Annotated in this window: 12 protein-coding genes; 5 read left to right on the top strand and 7 right to left on the bottom strand. The window is 75.3% G+C overall.

Annotated features, from left to right (window positions below; translation table 11 throughout):
* Positions 1–92: 92 nt before the first annotated feature.
* Positions 93–1,205 (top strand): neutral zinc metallopeptidase, encoded by a 1,113-nt coding sequence (locus LX15_RS16670; RefSeq protein ID WP_253670514.1) that lies wholly within the window; start codon positions 93–95, stop codon positions 1,203–1,205.
* A gap of 324 nt (positions 1,206–1,529) precedes the next feature.
* Here LX15_RS16670 and LX15_RS16665 read toward each other — a convergent pair whose 3' ends face one another.
* Together LX15_RS16665 and LX15_RS16660 are read right to left on the bottom strand one after the other, a co-directional pair.
* The gene (locus tag LX15_RS16665) at positions 1,530–2,123 is read right to left on the bottom strand and encodes a hypothetical protein (RefSeq protein WP_253670513.1); all 594 of its coding nucleotides are present in this window, start codon (positions 2,121–2,123) and stop codon (positions 1,530–1,532) included.
* Positions 2,124–2,391: 268 nt separating this feature from the next.
* Entirely contained in the window at positions 2,392–3,120 is a 729-nt protein-coding gene (locus LX15_RS16660; RefSeq protein ID WP_253670512.1) for a DUF5666 domain-containing protein, read from the bottom strand.
* Positions 3,121–3,308: 188 nt separating this feature from the next.
* Between LX15_RS16660 and LX15_RS16655 the strand changes: the two genes are divergently transcribed.
* The gene (locus LX15_RS16655) at positions 3,309–3,983 is read left to right on the top strand and encodes a response regulator transcription factor (protein WP_253670511.1); all 675 of its coding nucleotides are present in this window, start codon (positions 3,309–3,311) and stop codon (positions 3,981–3,983) included.
* Positions 3,980–5,422, top strand: coding sequence for a sensor histidine kinase (locus LX15_RS16650; protein WP_253670510.1), 1,443 nt, complete (start codon positions 3,980–3,982; stop codon positions 5,420–5,422). The genes LX15_RS16655 and LX15_RS16650 overlap by 4 nt, the downstream gene beginning before the upstream one ends.
* Before the next feature lie 14 nt (positions 5,423–5,436).
* Here the strand turns inward: LX15_RS16650 and LX15_RS16645 are convergent, their stop codons facing one another.
* Positions 5,437–6,504, bottom strand: a complete 1,068-nt coding sequence (locus tag LX15_RS16645) for a potassium channel family protein (RefSeq protein ID WP_253670509.1) — start codon at positions 6,502–6,504, stop codon at positions 5,437–5,439.
* A 745-nt stretch (positions 6,505–7,249) separates the two neighbouring features.
* On the opposite strand from LX15_RS16645, the gene LX15_RS16640 reads away from it, so the two are divergent.
* Positions 7,250–7,780 carry a hypothetical protein gene (locus LX15_RS16640; protein ID WP_253670508.1) on the top strand — a complete coding sequence of 177 codons (531 nt, stop codon included), beginning with the start codon at positions 7,250–7,252 and terminating at the stop codon, positions 7,778–7,780.
* On the opposite strand, the gene LX15_RS16635 is transcribed toward LX15_RS16640, so the two are convergent.
* From LX15_RS16635 to LX15_RS16620, 4 genes are all read right to left on the bottom strand, one after another.
* Positions 7,743–8,237, bottom strand: a complete 495-nt coding sequence (locus LX15_RS16635; RefSeq protein ID WP_253670507.1) for a MarR family winged helix-turn-helix transcriptional regulator — start codon at positions 8,235–8,237, stop codon at positions 7,743–7,745. The two genes, LX15_RS16640 and LX15_RS16635, sit on opposite strands and share 38 nt — an antisense overlap.
* 115 nt (positions 8,238–8,352) lie before the next feature.
* Entirely contained in the window at positions 8,353–8,964 is a 612-nt protein-coding gene (locus LX15_RS16630; RefSeq protein WP_253670506.1) for a hypothetical protein, read from the bottom strand.
* A gap of 190 nt (positions 8,965–9,154) precedes the next feature.
* Positions 9,155–12,439, bottom strand: coding sequence for an ATP-dependent helicase (locus tag LX15_RS16625; protein ID WP_253670551.1), 3,285 nt, complete (start codon positions 12,437–12,439; stop codon positions 9,155–9,157).
* A 95-nt stretch (positions 12,440–12,534) separates the two neighbouring features.
* A complete protein-coding gene (locus tag LX15_RS16620; RefSeq protein WP_253670505.1) occupies positions 12,535–15,780 on the bottom strand; it encodes an ATP-dependent helicase in 3,246 nt (1,081 codons plus the stop codon).
* A gap of 139 nt (positions 15,781–15,919) precedes the next feature.
* On the opposite strand from LX15_RS16620, the gene LX15_RS16615 reads away from it, so the two are divergent.
* A complete protein-coding gene (locus LX15_RS16615) occupies positions 15,920–16,699 on the top strand; it encodes an alpha/beta fold hydrolase (protein WP_253670504.1) in 780 nt (259 codons plus the stop codon).
* Positions 16,700–16,711 lie beyond the last annotated feature (12 nt).

Genomic DNA, 16,711 nt, shown 5'->3' with positions numbered 1-16,711 from the left:
GAGCCACGACGCGATTCGTGCCCGGCCTGAGAGCGCACGGCGCGCCACGGCCTCCGCTGCCCGCGCCTCCTCTCCCCCCACCGAGACCGGTCATGCCGCCGCCGGCCGGGGCCCGCCCCGTGCCCACCCACCCCGGGTTCGCCACCGCGCCCACTGTCCGTATCCCCCGCACGGCACCACCCGCAGGGTCACCGCCGGGGCTCGTCCCCGCTGCTCCTCCCGGCCTGGGTCAGGCCGCCGCCCGCCAGTCCCCGGCAACGCCGCTGCTGGCCCTGGCGCTGATCGTCGTGTCGGTCCTCGGCATCGGTGTGATCGGCCTGCTCGCGGTGAGCACGTCCACCCGCACGGCCGAACCCGGCTACGACCGGTACCCCACCCACACCCCGACGCCCGGCCCCAGCGCGACCACCACGGGCGCGTCGCCCACCACCACGCACACCGGCCGGACATCCACCGGCACGACAGCCACGTCCACCACCCCCGCCGAGCCCAAACCGGTCCACCGCACCGGGGACAACCCGTTGAGCGCCCAGGGGATCAGCACCGGGCAGGTCACCTGTCAGCTCCCCCGGTTCAGCCCCGACCCAGCGGGCCAGGACGCGTTCTACCGCGCGGCCCTGCCCTGCCTGGAGGCCGCGTGGGCACCGGCATTCCGGGCGGCCGGGCTGCCGCTGAAGCCGGTGGAGCTGCGCACGATCACCGGTTCCGTGAAGACGCCGTGCGGCAACCTCACGCAGGAGGACACCGCCTACTACTGCGACGGCGTCATCTACATGACCGCGCTCTACTACTCGCAGCGGGAGAAGCTCGGCAACCGGGCCGGCAAGTACCTGGCGGTGCTGGCCCACGAGTACGGCCACCACGTGCAGGAGTCCAGTGGAATCCTGAAGGCCGGCTGGGACCGGATGTACGAGGTCGGACCGGAGACCCCGGCGGGGTTGGAGCTGTCCCGCCGCAAGGAGCTCCAGGCCACCTGCTTCGGCGCGATGTTCATCGCCGCGGTGGGCGGGAAGGGGTCGGTGGACCGGACGATGGTCAACGACGCCGTCCAGGACTTCGGCGACCGCGGCGACTGGCCCAACAACGGCAAACCCCGCGACCACGGCAGACCCGAGGTCAACAAGGCCTGGGCGAACCAGGGACTGCGGACCAACAGCACCGCCCAGTGCAACACCTGGGTGGCCACCCCGGACTCCGTGTCCTGACCCGGTTCCCGCCCCTGGTTTCCCGGCCTCGGTTTCCTGGCCGGGGGACCCTGCCCCGGGTTTCTGGCTCTGGGCACCCAGCTCGAGGTGCCCTGGCACGGACCGGAGGCTGGTCGCGCGGTCCTCACCGAGCCCGGCAGTCCGCCCGGCCTCACATGAGCCGCCCCCGCAGCACATGAACCGCCCCGCAGCCAGGCTGGGCAGCAACGAACACGCCGCCCCCTGCTCCTCGGCCCCTCTCTTCCTTCCACCCTGTAGTTCAGTTCCTTAAAGGGGGGGGACCCCCTCCCCCCACCCCTCCCCTCCCCCCGTCCCCCTTGGTTGTTATTTGGTTCGGTTGCCGACGGGCTGGGGCCAGGCCGGGTTCGGTGCGGGGCCGACCATCGTCGGCTCCGCTGTCGTTGGCCGGGCCGGTGGGGTGGCCGTCGGTGGGGCTGCGGACGCTGGCATCGGCTGTGGCTTCGGTTCCGGCCTCGTCGGCGTGCGCCGACGGACCAGGAAGGCGAAGAGCGCACCCGACACGGCGGCCAACGCGAGCAGCACCGACCGGAGCCGGGACTCCAGGTCGGGCCCCGCGCCCGCGGCGCCGGTCCCCGCCAACCACACCCGCAGGTCGCCGGTGGGTGGGACCGACGAGGGGAGCTCCACGTCGAACGTCTCACCCTGGCGATGGCCGCAGCCGTCGAGCGTGGCCCGGCGGGTCTTCCCGTCGACCTGCACCTCGACCACGTCGCTCGCCGCGGCCGTGCCACACGGGGCCGAGGTGACCACCGTCGCCCCGACCCGCCGCCCCGCGTACCCGCCGCCGGTCCACGTACCCGACAGCGGCCACCACACGGCAACCGCCGCACCGATCCCGACCAGCCCGATGACCATCAGGACCAGCAGCCATCGAACCGGCCTATGCCGCACCGCCACGACCCCGATCGTGGCAGATGCCCCATCCCACCCCGTTCCCCGGCCTGAGGTCCGGCGTCTCCGTCCGGGCCCGCGCCCCGCCGCACCACCCAGCACCGACCCCGCTCCTCGCCGCGCCCTGGGCGCGGCGACGTCGCGCCCCAGCGGGACCGGTGTCCTCAGAGGACGGACGCGAAGTCCGGCCTCGCGAGGTCGGGGCGGACCCCGAACGGCTCTCGCACCCTGGCCCCCTCCCTCCTGCGGTCCTCCGCCGCCGGCCGCGCCGTCGTCAGCCGCCGGTGCGGGGCAGCATGCGCACCTCCGTCACCTTCAGGGTGCCGCCGCCCTCGGTGGGCGTTCCCCGCACCGCGACGAGATCACCGACCTTGGGCGCGTCCCGCACGCCCGACAGGTCCAGGGCGAGGGTGAGGCCGTCGCCTCTGAGGAGGGTCCCCCGGCCACCGTTGATCGCGGTCACCGTCCCCACCGCGTGGGCCGCCGGCACCCGGACCGAGAGCGCCCTGTTCTCCCGGTCGACTCGGACCACCACCCGTTGCCCCTGGCGCAGCGCGGCCAGCGAGTCCACACCGGACCCCCGCACCTTCGTGCCTCCGTTCGTGGTCACGGTCACCTGGCCGCCGCCGTCCCGGTTGACCACGAGCCGGTCGTCCTTCGCCTCCTGAACCGTGCCCGCCAGGATCGTCTGCCCTTCCCGCACCTGGCCGCGACGTGGCTTGCCGTGGTCGCCCTCTCCGCCGGCTCGTTCGGCGGCCGGGGCGAGGCGTCCCTCGGCCGTGTCCCCGGCGAGGGGGAGATCCACCAGTCGCGAGCCGCTCGCGGCGGCCGGTGTCCCGGTGAGGGCCCCGGCTCCGAGCACCACGGCGGCGGTCACTCCGGCGAGGCTGACGCCGGTCGCCACTGGCCACAGCCATCCGCGTCGCCTCGGTCGCGCCGTCCCGATCGCCGGCTGATGCCCCGGTTCGTGCCCGGCCTCCGGCCGGTCCGTCATGTCCTCCATTGGTCCTCTCCTGTTGTGTCGCTCGTGTCGCTCCGGCCTCGTCCCCGGCCTCATCCCGTCTGTGCGCTGGGTTCCGCCGTGGCGGTTCCGGATTCGACGATGGCCGGCGAACCTGAAGGCGGGCTGAAGGAGTGGGGAGCGCCGTCGTCTTCAGCCGTCCTTCAGGTCGAGGACCGCAGAATGGGCAGGTGAGCGCGGCGAGGGTGCTGGTGGTGGAGGACGCGGAGGCGATCCGCGTCGCCGTGGAGTCCGCGCTGCGCGACGCCGGGCTCGTGGTGTCGGGCCAGCGGGATGGGCGCGGGCTGGAGGCCGTGCTTGACGGGTTCCGGCCCGACCTGGTGGTGCTGGACGTGATGCTGCCGGGCCGGGACGGGTTCGCCCTGCTGGAGGTGGTGCGGCGGCGGACCGACGCCGGCGTGGTGCTGCTGACCGCCAGGGACGGCGTCCACGACCGGGTGCGCGGCCTGCGCGGCGGGGCCGACGACTACGTCGTCAAGCCGTTCGAGCTGGCCGAGCTGGTCGCCAGGGTGGGGGCGGTCCTGCGCCGCCTGCGCCGGGTTCCCGCCACGGTGCAGGTCGGCGACCTGGTGATCGACGCCGACGCCGGGGTGGTGCTGCGGGCGGGGAACCGGATCGAGCTGACGGGCACGGAGTGGCGGCTGCTGGGTTACCTGGCGGGGCAACGGGGACGGGTGGTGAACAAGGTGCAGATCCTGACGGCGGTGTGGGGCTACGACGAGTACGACCCGAACCTGGTCGAGGTCCACGTCAGCGCCCTGCGCCGGAAGCTGGAGGCCCATGGTTCCCGGCTGCTGCACACCGTGCGCGGTCTCGGCTACGTGCTCAGGGCGGAGTCACCGTGAGCGCCGGACGGGCCGACCGGCCGCTGCGCACCTCGTCCCTGCGCCGTCGGGTGGCGTTGTACTCGGTCGCCGTGGTGTCGGTGGCCATGTTCCTGGTCATGGTGCTGGTGGACGCGTTGTTCGACCTCCAGACCCGGCGGGACGTCACCGCGCGGATGCGGGACAGGGCGCAGTTCGCGGAGCAGTTGGCCCGGCAGCGCGTGCGGCCCGCCGAGCTGGCGCGGCGGCTCGACGGCGGGGGCATCCGGGCCAGGCTGACCACGGCCGACGGCCGGGAGTTCGGCGGAGAGGCCCCAGAGGCGGAGAGCGGCCCCGGCCGACGGCTGGAGCCGGTGCGGCGCCGGCTCGCCGACGGCTCGCACCTGGTCCTGACCGCCGACCAGGACCAGGTGAGCGCGGCGCAGCGCCGGTTGCGCCGGGTGGTGGGGCTGGTCGGGCTCGGCGCGATCGTGGTGACCGGGGTGGCCCTGGTGGGGACGGTCCGGGTCTCCCTGCGGCCGTTGGAGACGATGGCCGAGGTCGCGCGCTCGATCGCCCGGGGTGACCGGGGACGCCGGCTGGCTCCGGACGAGCCGGACACCGAGCTGGGGCGCACGGCCGTGGCGTTCGACCAGATGGTGGACGCGTTGGAGGGGGCGGAGCGCCAGGCGCGGGAGTCCGAGGCCAGGACCCGCCGGTTCCTGGCGGACGCGGCGCACGAGCTGCGCACGCCGATCGCCGGCGTGCAGGCGGCGGCCGAGGTGCTGGTGCAGGCCGGGCCGGAGGCCGACCCGGCCGAACGGGAGCGGATGCAGGTCCTGTTGGCGCGCGAGGCGCGCCGGGCCGGCCGGCTCGTGACGGACCTGTTGGCGCTGGCCAGGATCGACGCCGGGCTGGAGCTGCGCGGTGAGCGCGTCGACCTGCTGGCGCTGGCCGAGCACGAGGCGGAGCGGGTTCGCCTGCTGTCGCCCGGCCTCACGGTGACGGTGGTGGGCGAGCCGACCCCGGTGGTGGCCGATCCGGACCATCTCGCCCAGGTCCTGGCCAACCTGCTGGACAACGCCCGACGTCACGCGCCGGGCGACGGCGAGGTCACCGTGCGGGTGTCCCGGCGGGACGGGAACGCGGTGGTCGAGGTCGTCGACGACGGCCCCGGCGTGCCGCCCGAGTCCCGTGAGCGGATCTTCGAACGGTTGGTCCGGCTGGACGCCGCCCGGGATCGGAGCGTGGGTGGCGCCGGCCTGGGCCTGTCCATCGCCCGGGGCCTGGCCCGGGCGCACGGCGGTGAGCTGGTCTGCGCCGAGCCCGTGGGAGGGCGCGGCGCGGTGTTCCGGCTCACCCTGCCCGTCGAGTCGCCGGCGGTGTCGTCGGCGGTGTTGTCGGCGTCTCCCGCGGTCCGCCCGCCGCCGACCGCCTCGCCCCGTGCCAGCCCGCCCGAACTGCTCACGCCGTCGGGGTGAGGCCGGCGGCGTGGTCAGCTCTCGCCGGCCGGTGTCACCTTGCGGACGTAGAGCAGCTTGTCCCCCGGGTCGAGCGCGTCGACCTCGGGCGCGTCCACCCGGTAGAGGCGGCCCTGCCGCACCACGCCCAGCACGATGTCGGACAGGTGGCGCGGCGAGCCTCCGACCTCGCCCGGCTCGATCTCCCGCTCGGCGATGGCCAGGCCGGCGTCCGGGGTGAGCAGGTCCTCGAACATCTCCACCAGCGACGGGGTCGAGGTGGCCATGCCGAGCAGGCGGCCCGCCGTCTCACTGGACACCACGACGGAGTCGGCGCCCGACTGGCGCAGCAGGTGGACGTTCTCGGCCTCGCGGACGGCCACCACGATCTGCGCCCGGGGGGCCAGCTCCCGCGCGGTCAGCGTGACCAGCACGGCGGTGTCGTCGCGGTTGGCGGCGACGACGATCGACCGGGCGTCCGGCACCCCGGCCACCCGTAGGACGTCGGACCGGGTGCCGGAGCCGCTGACCGTCACCAGCCCCAGGGAGGACGCGGCGTCCAACGCGGTCTTGTCCGTGTCCACCACGACGATCCGCGCGGGGTCGGCCCCGTCGCCGAGCAGGGCGCTGACGGCCGACCGCCCCTTGGTGCCGAAGCCGATGACCACCACGTGGTCGCGCACCTTGCGCCTCCACTTCTGGATCCGGAGAGCCTGCCGGGACCGCTCGGTGAGCACCTCGAGTGTGGTTCCGACCAGGACGATGAGGAACAGCACCCGCAGGGGGGTGATGACGAGGACGTTCACCAGCCGGGCCGAGGACGACACCGGGGTGATGTCGCCGTAGCCCGTCGTGGACAGCGACACCGTCGCGTAGTACACGCAGTCGAGCAGGGACAGCCCGTCCTCGTTGACGTCGCGGTAGCCGTCCCGGTCCCAGTAGACGATCAGGATCGCCGCGGTGAGCGCGAGCAGCGCGCCGACCACCCGGCGGATGATCGACCGCAACGGCCCGACGCCGCTCTCCGGCATCCGGATCACGCCCACCAGGGCGTGGTCGGGGCGGTCCGTCAGCCGGTCGGACGTGTTCCACCGTCGCCTCATGCCGCTCGCTCCTCGGTGACGCCGTCCCGCGTCCGGAGCCGGACCGGTTCCGGACGACCGGCGCGGCTCACGGCGGTCTGTCGTGACACCACGGTGCTCACCCCGGAGCCCGTGTACCCGCTGGGGGACGCGTTCAGCTCGGCTCCGCCTCGCGGCCAGTGACAGGAACCGGCGAGGACAACCGGGGACGGGTCGCCCACGGCACCGCCAGCCGCTCCCGGAAGGGAGGCGGAACGGAGGTCCTCGGCGTTCCCCGCGCCGGGATGGTGGTCGTCGCTCACGGCGCAGCAGGGTAGCCGCCAACAGGCCCAGTCGGCACGCGATCTGTTGGCGCCACACCCAACCCCCTCGTCCGGTTCGTCCCGATCCGCACCCCTCCGCACGTCACCCGTTGAGCCCAGAGGAGGTGCGCGAGGGAAGGTTCGGGATCGCGGCGCGTTCTCGGAATCGTCCGCGTGGCCGCCAGGGGCGCCGGCCGCGCCGGCGCCACGGCCACGCCACCTTCGTCCACTGTGGAGGGAGCAGGACGTCGGGAACGCCGTCGGGGCGGTGATGTCCGACACCGACCGGAGCCACCGATCGACGCCCTTGCCACGAGACCACCCACCTCGGAGGCCGGCGATCAGGTGGTTTGTCGGCGGACGTCACCGCGGCCACGCCGGGACGAGTCCACCTGGCTGACTCCGCAGCGCGCACTGCCGCTCACGCTTGGCAACTGTTGTGGATCAGGCCCTAGGATGCCCGAGTGCTGGCTCTTCAGCACGCCGCGTTCGCACTGGGTTGGCGCGGCGTCGTCATCGCCGATGTGGCGGTCCTCGGCCAACGGGTGTCCGCGGTGGTGCGCGTGCGCAAGGACGTGCACCGCTGGCGCGTGCGCAACGGCTGGCCCCCGGAGACCGACCCGAACTGGTTCCGGTCGTGGTTCGACCCCACCTTCCACGACCGCCTGCCCGTGCCCGCGGTCGACCTGGTCGGGGTGCTGGTCGAGGAGACGGCGCTGTCCAGGGCGCTGGAGTCGTGCGGCACGCTCATGACGCTCGCGCCGTGCGCCGTCGTGTTGCCCACGCCGCAGGACGACGAGTGGCCGCTGATCGAACTCGACTACTACGGCGTGGGAGTGGTCACCACCCTCGCCGACGGCAACTCGGCCGTGTCGGTGCTCCCGGAGGACCGCTCCCGGGAGTTCGGCCCCTCGCTGTTCGGCCGGTGGCTGCTGGAGGTCCTCTACGACCGGGTGCTCAAGGCCGAGGTGGCGCGGGCCCAGGCCCGCCGCTGACCACGTCCCCCCAGCGCCGGCCCAGGCGGTCGACGTGGGCCCCGATCCTGCCGAGCAGGTCGTGCAGCGTCGCCAGCTCCTCGTCGTCCAGGGGCGCCGCGAGTTCGGCGTCCCCGGCCGCGACCGCCCGTTCGACCTCGCCCAGCAGTCGACCGCCGCGCTCGGACAGCGACAGCCGCACGGCCCGCCGGTCGCCGTCGGGCACCGAGCGCTCCACGAGCCCGGCCCGCACGAGCCGGTTGACCTGCCGGGTGAGCGTGGGCGCCTCGATGTCGAGCCGGGCGGCCAGCTCGCCGTTGCCGACCGGGCCGGCGGCCAGGCCGCGCAACACGAGGAACCCGGCGAACGTCACCCCGTACCGGGCCAGCACCCGGTCGAGGTGGGCCCGCGCGCCCCGCGCCACGACGCCGAGCTCCTGGCCGAGGCACCGCCAACCGGGGTCCGCGCTGGCTCCCATCCGCCCAGGGTATCCGTGATCGGCGGCCACCTCACGGCAACCGGAGCACGAGGGGGAACGGTCCGCCGACCCGCACCGCACCGGTGGCGGGTCGGCGGACCGGAGACGATCGGGGTCAGCCGCGGGTGAAGCGGTAGCTCTCCCACTGCTGGGCGTCGTGGTGCCACTCCACGCCCTCGCCGGGCTCCAGCGCGAGCACCACGGGCAGGGAGTGCGGCCACCGGCGCACCGCGTCGGCGAGGGGCACCAGCAGGTAGTCCTCGGGGTTGGGCTCGGCGGTCTGCTCCGGCCCGACGTAGGAGAAGCCCTCCTCGTCGCGTTGGATGTCGGTCAACGGGCGCTCGCCGGTGACGACGGCGCGCTCGACGACGGCGTGCGAGTCCGGGCCGAGTAGCGGCCACCGGTCCTCGTCCAGATCGACGGCCTTGGGCGGGGCGGTCGAGACGGGGAATCCGATCTGCCATCCGTTGCCCGCCCAGTCCCAGAGGGCGACCGCGCCGGGGCGCAGTTCGTCCAGGGACGCCACGTGGGGCCAGGCGTTGACGACGTCGGCCAGGGTCATGGCGGTGACCTGGTCGTCGCCCGCGCCGGGGCCGCGGAACGTCCAGTCGCCCTCGTCGTCCCGGCTCACGTTGACCAGCGGAGCACGGAGTTCCACGAGTTCCTGGGCCACCGCGACCTTGATTCCCGGCGGGCTGTCCAGGGGCCAGTTCTGAGCTAGCGGCATTGCGCCATGCTTCTCGCCTCCGGGGCGCGGCGGCAAACCGGCTGCTCAGCGGGTCGCGATCGGCTGGTCCGTCGGGTTCCGCCCCCCTCCGTCGCCGCGCCGGGAGGCGGCGGGGAGCGGGGTGCGCCCCCGTTTCCCTTCCCAGAAGGGAAATCCACGGCGCCGCGGCGGGCCGGCTGCCCGCCGGTCGTCAGTTCCGGGGAACGGAACGCAGGAGCGCGCGCAGCCCGTCGGCGTCGAGCAGGTCGGCGGGGCGCAGGGTGCGGTCGTGCCGCACGTAGTGGAACGCGGCCCTCACCCGGTCCAGCGGCGCCCCGGACAACGCCGACCAGGCGAGGCGGTAGGCCGCGAGCTGCACGGAGACGGCGGGCAACCGCGTCTCGTCGGGGAGCGCGCCGGTCTTCCAGTCCACCACGGTCCACCCGCCGTCCGGGTCGGCGAAGACCGCGTCCATCCGGCCGCGCACGGCGATGCCGTCGATCTCGGTCTCGAACGCCACCTCCACGTCGTGCGGGGTGCGCTCGGCCCACTGGCTGGCGAGGAACGCCTCCTGCAACGCCGCCAGGTGCTCGTCGGGCGCGGTGTCCGCGTCGGCCGCTCCTGGCAGTTCGTCGAGGTCGAGCAGCCGGCTGGCCGAGAAGCGTTGTTCGAGCCAGGTGTGGAAGGCGGTGCCCCGGCGGGCGAAGGGGTTCGGCGGGAACGGCAGGGGTCGCCGCAGTCGGCGGGCGAGGGCGTCGGGGTCGGCCGCCAGCTCCACGAGCTGGCTGACCGAGAGCTGCGCGGGCAGCGTGACCTGCTCGCGCCGGTCGGCGGCGGCGCGGCGCTCCTCCAGCAGCACGGTGACGTCCCGCGCCCAGCCCTCGGGGTCGTCCTCGCCCGGGTCGCCGGCGCCGGCTCCGTCCAGCTCGTCCACGGTGAACAACGCCTCGTCGTCCACTGTGGACTGAGCAAGGGCGGCGCGGACCAGTTCCGCGCCCTCGGCGACGGCGGCGCGGCGCGGACCGAGCGGGTCGACGGGCCACCGCACGGAGCGGACCTGTTCGGTGAGCGGGTTCTGCTCGTCGTCGGCGGGCTCGTCCGCCCAGTGCTCGACCACGCCCACGCCGGGCGTCGTCGTGAGCACCTCGTGGATCTCCTTGAGGAAACCGGAGGGACCGCGCCGACCCTTCGGCCCCCACCAGTGCCCGGAGACCAGCAGCGCCCGTTCGGCGCGGGTGAGCGCCACGTAGAGCAGGCGGCGCTCCTCGAGCAGCCGCCGCTCGTCGAACGCCTTCTCGTGCCGGACGAACGCCTCCTCGATCTCCTTGCGGTTGGCGCACTCCTCCAGTCGCAGGGTGGGCAGGTCGCTGGCGTCGCCCCGCAACTCGGCGGGGAGCTGCGCGACGGTGCGCAGCCAGCTCGACTCCTTCTTCGTGCCGGGGAAGACCCCGGCGACCAGGTTCGGGACCGCGACCACCTCCCACTCCAGCCCCTTGGCGGCGTGGACGGTGAGGACCTGGACGCGGTCCTCGGCGACCTCGACCTCGCCGGGCTCCAGGCCGTCCTCGGCCTGTTCGGCCGTGGCGAGGTAGTCCAGGAACGCGGGGAGGGTCGCGGCCGGGCTGGCGGCGGTGTACTCGGCGACGACGTCGGCGAACGCGTCGAGCTGGGCGCGGCCGACGCCACCGGGGCGGGACAGGGCCTCGATGTCGAGCAGCAGGCTGCGTTCGACGTCGGCGACCAGCTCGGGCAACGGCTGGTCCAGCCGGCGCCGCAGCGCGGCCAGCTCGCGCCCCAGCCGGCGGATCCGGCGGTGGCCCTCCGCCGAGTACCGCTCGGCCGGCCCGGGGTCGTCCAGCGCGTCCACCAGGCCGGCGCGCTCGGCGTGCTCCCCGGGGACCGCCTCGGTCAGCGCCACCAGTGGATCGTCCACATCGGACTGTCCAGGGCGGGAGCCGCCGGCCAGCTCGCCGGCCCGCGCCCACAGCGCCGCGAGGTCGGCGGCGCCCAGCCGCCAGCGGGAGCCGGTGAGGAGCCGGACCGCCGCGCTGCCGGCGAGCGGGTCGACCAGCATGCGCAGGGCGCTCACCAGGTCCCGGACCTCCGGCTCGTCGAGCAGGCCGCCCAGGCCGACGACCTCGACCGGCAGCCCGTGCTCGCGCAGGGCGGCGGCCACGTCCGCCATGTCCTGGCGTCGCCGCACCAGCACGGCCGCGGTCGGCGGACGCCCTGTCTCGTCCACAGTGGACTTCCACCTGGCGGCGACCGCCGAGGCCATCCACTCCAGCTCGGTCCGGCGGTCGGACAGCAGGGCGCACCGGACGTCGCCGGGGCCGGCGTCGTCCCTCGGGCGCAGCTCGTCGACCTCGACCCCGTCGGAGCGCAACGGCGCGGAGACCGCGTTCGCCAGCACCAGGACCTCGGGCGGGTTCCGGAAGCTGGTCAGCAGGCCGTAGCGGGTCGCGGGCACGCGCTCGCCGCCGCGTCGGCCGGGGAAGTCCGTGGCGAAGCGGGGCAGGTTCGCCGCGCTCGCCCCCCGCCAGCCGTAGATCGCCTGGGCCGGGTCGCCCACGGCCGTGACCGGCATCGGCCGGCCCCGGCCGAACAAGCCGCGCAGCAACACCCGCTGCGCGTGCCCGGTGTCCTGGTACTCGTCGAGCAGCACCGCCCCGTAGCGCTCGCGTTCGCTGGCCACCACCTCCGGGTGCTCGTCGGCGAGCTGGGCGGCCAGCGCCATCTGGTCTGCGAAGTCCATCGCGCCCTCGCGGCGCTTCCGCTGCGCGTAGGACTCCAGCAGCGGCAACAGGGCGAGCCGCAGGCGCTGGGTGGCCAGCACCTTCCGCAGGTCCTGCTTCAGCTCGCCGCGCTGACCCTTCGCCCGGGGCGCCTCCTCCACGGCCGCGCAGAACGCCACCGCGTGCTCGCGGAGCCGGTCCGGGGTGACCAGGTGCTCGGCCATCTCCCCGGCGAGCGCGAGCACGTACCCGGTGACCGTGGCTGGGACGAGGTCGGTGTCCAGGTCCTCCGTCCACGTGCTGACCACGCGGTGGGCGAGCTGCCAGGTGGCGGTCTCGCTGAGCAGCCGGGCGCCCGGCTCCACGGGCAGGCGCAGGCCGTGCTCGGCGACCAGCCGGCCGGCGTAGGCGTGGTAGGTCAACACGGTGGGCTCGCCGGCCAGGACCTGGGCGCGCAGCTCCCCGCTCGGGTCGACCCGGTCCAGCAACGGCGAGCCGGCCAGCCGGCGCAGCCGGGCGCGCACCCGGTCGGCGAGCTGCCGGGCCGCCTTCCTGGTGAAGGTCAGGCCCAGCACGCGTTCCGGCGTGACGTAGCGGTTGGCGACCAACCACACCACCCTGGCGGCCATGGTCTCGGTCTTGCCGGCGCCCGCCCCGGCGACGACCAGCGCCGGCTCGGCGGGCGCGGCGATCACGGCCGCCTGCTCGGCCGTGGGCGGGTGCAGGCCGAGGGCGGCGGCCAGCTCGCGCGGGCTGACCACCGGCTCGGGCACGCCGGCGCGGGCGGGGCCGGCCCAGCCGCCCTCCAGCGGCAGGACGTCGCCCCCGGAGGACCCCGGGTGCTCGACGATCTCGGTCACGAGCCCACCTGCCGGCCGGACGGCTGGAGGGGGCAGCAGGTGCGGGCGATGCACCGGGGGCAGTCGGTGCTCTCGTTCGCGTCGAACTCGGGGCCGGTGCTCGCGACGGCGGCGGCGCGGACGGCGTCCTCCCAGGCCGCCAGCCGCCCGGCGTCCAGCGGGGACTGCACCCGTTCCTTGGCCATCCCGGCCCGGTCGGCGTTGGCGACGTAGAGCAGCCGCGCGCCGCCGGGCTCGCCGTCGACGCCGAGCGCGCGGTAGGCGCCCAGCGCGGCGGCGAGCTGGTAGACCGCGAGCTGCGGGTGCTCCTCGGCCTCCGCCGGGCCCAGCGCGGTCTTGCCGGTCTTGATGTCCACCACGACGGGCCGGCCCTGCCGGTCGACCTCCAGCCGGTCGACGCGGCCGCGCACCCGCACGCGGGGTCCGCCGTCCCTGGCCGGAAGGTCGACGCTGAGGTCGTGTTCCACGGCGAGCTGCGTCAGGTCGCCCCTGGTGCGGGACAGCCAGCCGCGGAAGGTGTCGAGCATGGCCTCGACCCGCTGCCGCTCCCTGCGGGAGAACCACGGCGCGCCGGCGTCGACCACGGCCCAGGCCTCGTCCAGCGCGCGCCGCACCTCGGCCTCGTCCGCGCCGCTGGCCACCGCCTGGGTGAGGGCGTGCACGAGGGAGCCGGTCACGCTGGCCAGTGCGGCGCCGTCCTCGCCCCCGTGCTTCTCGACCAGCCACCGCAGCGGGCACTTGAGGAGCTTCTCCACGGCGGAGGGCGACACGCGCACCACATCCTCCGTCCACAGTGGAGCGTCAGTGGACACGTCCGGCAGGCCGTACCAGGTGTCCGGGTGCGCCCCGGGCACGCCGGCCGCGGCGAGCCGGGCGAGCTGGCGGGCCGCGCGCCGGCGCCGCGCCGGGTCGGCCTCCTGGTCGCACACCGCGCGCCGCAGCTCGCCGACCAGCTCCGCCAGCACCAGGCCCCGCTCCGGCCGGAACACCGGCCGGACGGCGGCGTCCGGGTCGGTCGCGGTGTCGTCGAGCTCGTCGAGGAACCGGGACGGCTGCTCCTCCTCGCCCCGCACCGCGCTGACCAGCAGCGTGCGGCGGGCGCGGCTGGCGGCGACGAGGAGCAGCCGGCGCTCCTCGGCCAGCAGCGGCGCGGTGGTCGAGACGGTCTCGTCGACCGCGACGCCCGCGAGCAGGTCGACCAGGCGTTCCACACCGAGCAGGGATCCCCGGGACCGCAGGTCGGGCCAGATCCCCTCCTGCACCCCCGGCACGGCGACGACCGTCCACTCGCGACCCGCGGCGGCGTGCGCGGTGAGCACCGCGACGGCCTCGCCCTGCGGCGCGGCGGGCGCGAGGGAGTCACCGCTGATCCGCTGCACCGACAGGTGCTCGGCGAAACCGGTGACGCTCGCGCCGGGCAGGGCGTCGGCGTAGCGGGCCGCGGCGTCGAACAGGGCGACCACGGCGTCCAGGTCGCGGTCGGCCTGCGCGCCGGCCGTGCCGCCCCGCGCCGACTGGGCGACCCACCGCCGTTCGAGGCCGCTGGCCTGCCACACCGCCCAGAGCACCTGCTCGACGCCGGCGCCCTCGGCGAGCGCCTCGCGCGCCGTCCGCAGCAACGTCGCGAGCTGACGCGCCGGCTCCGCCTCGGCGTCGTCGAGCGCCGTCAGCCGCTCGTCGCTGGTGAGCGCCTCGACCAGCAGCTCGCCGCTGGGCCGGTCGCCACCGGCGGCCAGTTCGAGGCGACGCAGCCCCCGGCGCAGCCGCCGCAGGGCCAGGGCGTCCGCCCCACCCAGCGGCGACACCAGCAACGCGGCCGCGGTGTCGGGGTCCAGCTCCTCGGGCCGGGCCGCGACCCGCAGGAGGGTGAGCAACGGCCACACCGCGCCCTGCTGGGCCAGCGGCACGTGGTCGGCGGGCACCGTCACCGGCACCCCGGCCGCGAGCAGGGCGCGGCGCAGCACCGGCAGGCTCCTGGTCGCCGAGCGGGCCAGCACGGCCATCTCCGACCATGGCACGCCGTCGAGGAGGTGGGCGCGGCGGAGCTGGTCGGCCACCCAGCTCGCCTCCTGCGCCTCGGACGCGAGCAGCCGGACCTGGACCTGGCCGGCGAGCGCGGCCAGCTCGCCCGACTCGCCCTCGGGGCCGACGAGGTCGCGTTGCGGCCCGGCGCCGGGCAGGCGCGCGGCGAGCCGCCGCACCGCCGCGCGGACGGCCGGCGCCATCCGGTGGTCGACGGTGAGCACGACGGTGCGCTCGCCGGTCGGGTCGGCGTCGACGAGACGGCCGGGGTCGGCTCCCCGGAAGCCGAACACCGACTGGTCGGGGTCGCCGGCCATCACGAACTCGGTGGCGGCCTCGCCGAGTCGCCGCACCAGCTCGTGGGCCTGCGGGTCCAGGTGCTGGGCGTCGTCGACCAGCAGGTACCGGACCCGGGCGCGCTCGGCGGCCAACAGCTCCGGGTCAACGTCCAGCGCCAGCAACGCGGACGCGATCAGCTCGGCCGCGTCGAGGGCGGGGGCGGTCACCTGCGGGCCTCCCGCGCCCCGCAGCAGGGTGACCTGCTCGTAGGTCTGGAAGAACTGGCCGGCGGCCACCCACTCGTCCCGGTCGTGCCGTCGGCCGAGCTCGATCAGGTCCTCGGGGCCGAGGCCCCGTTCGGCGGCGCGCAGCAGCAGGTCCCGCAGCTCCTCGGCGAAGCCGGGCAGGGTCAGGGCGGGACGCAGCCGCTCCGGCCAGTAGTCCGCGCCGGACTCCACGTCACCGAGCAGCAGTTCCCGCACGACGGCGTCCTGCTCCGGGCCGGAGAGCAGCTTGGGCGGTGGTTCGCCGTGCGAGGCGGCCTGGAGGCGCAGCACCCCGAAGGCGTAGGAGTGGACCGTGCGGACCAGCGGTTGACGGACCGTGCGCACCTGGCCGCCGTCGGGCTGGTCGGCCGTGAGCAACGCGGTGATCCGCTCCCGCATGGCGTTGGCCGCCCTGCGGTTGGCGGTGAGGACCAGCACGTTCTCCGGGTCCACCGCCCTGTGGGCGATGCGGTCGGCCGCGACCTGCGCGAGCAGGGTGGTCTTGCCGGTGCCCGGCCCGCCGAGGACGCGCAGGAAGCCCCGCGCGTGCGCCAGGACCCGGCGTCCGGCGTCGTCCCACTCCGGCTCGTGACCGGGGGCGGCTGGCCGGCGCACCAGGAGGGGGGCTGGCGTCGCGGGGGGCACGCCGCCGATGGAACCACGTCGCTCCGACATTCGGGTGCACCACCCGCCCCGCGCGTCTCCCCTGGTCAATTACCTGACCGGGTGACGGTAGCGGCCGGCGCGCACCGGTCCGAGCCGGGGGGGGTGGCGAGCCGACGGGCGTGTCGGCGACGGGTGATAGAACCCGCGCGTGACCGAAGGTTCGCTGTACGTCCACGAACTGGGTGACCCCGCCGGCCCACCGCTGATCGCCCTGCACGGCATCACCGGCCACGGGGCGCGGTGGCGGAGACTGGTCGCCGAGCACCTCGCCGACCTCAGGGTGATCGCCCCCGACCTGCGGGGACACGGCCGCTCGCCCCACGTGCCGCCGTGGACGCTGGAGCGGCACGCCCAGGACGTGCTCGCCGTGCTCGACGCGCTGGACCTGGGACGCGTGCCGGTGCTCGCCCACTCCTTCGGGGGCGCGGTGGCGCTCCACCTCGCCCGGTTGGCGCCCGAGCGGGTGGCGGGCCTGGTGCTGCTCGACCCCGCGATCGGCATGGACCCGCAGGTGGCGCTGGAGCAGGCCGAGTGCTGGGTGCGGCCGGACGCGTACGAGGACCGGGCGGAGGCCCGCCGGGAGCAGGCCGGGCTGTGGCCCACGGCGGCCGAGGAGGTCGTGGAGCAGGAGCTGGACGACAACCTCGTCCTCGGCGAGGACGGGCGCTGGCGCTGGCGGTTCTGCTCGGCGTCGATCACGACCGCGTGGTCGGAGATCGCCCGCCCCCACGTGGTTCCCCCCGCCGGAACCCGGACGCTGCTGGTGCCCGCCGAGGGGACGGACTTCGTCCGGCCCGGGTTCGTCGCCGACTGCCGGGACGCGCTGGGGGACGCGTTGGCCGTGGAGCCGCTGGACTGCGGGCACATGATCTACCTGGAGCGGCCGGCCGAGGTCGCGAAGCTGGTCCGCGACTTCGTGGGAGGCTGAGGTTCCGTGGGA

Source organism: Streptoalloteichus tenebrarius (assembly GCF_024171885.1).
Classification (GTDB): Bacteria; Actinomycetota; Actinomycetes; order Mycobacteriales; family Pseudonocardiaceae; genus Streptoalloteichus; species Streptoalloteichus tenebrarius.
This window is presented reverse-complemented; position numbering and strand designations above follow the sequence as displayed.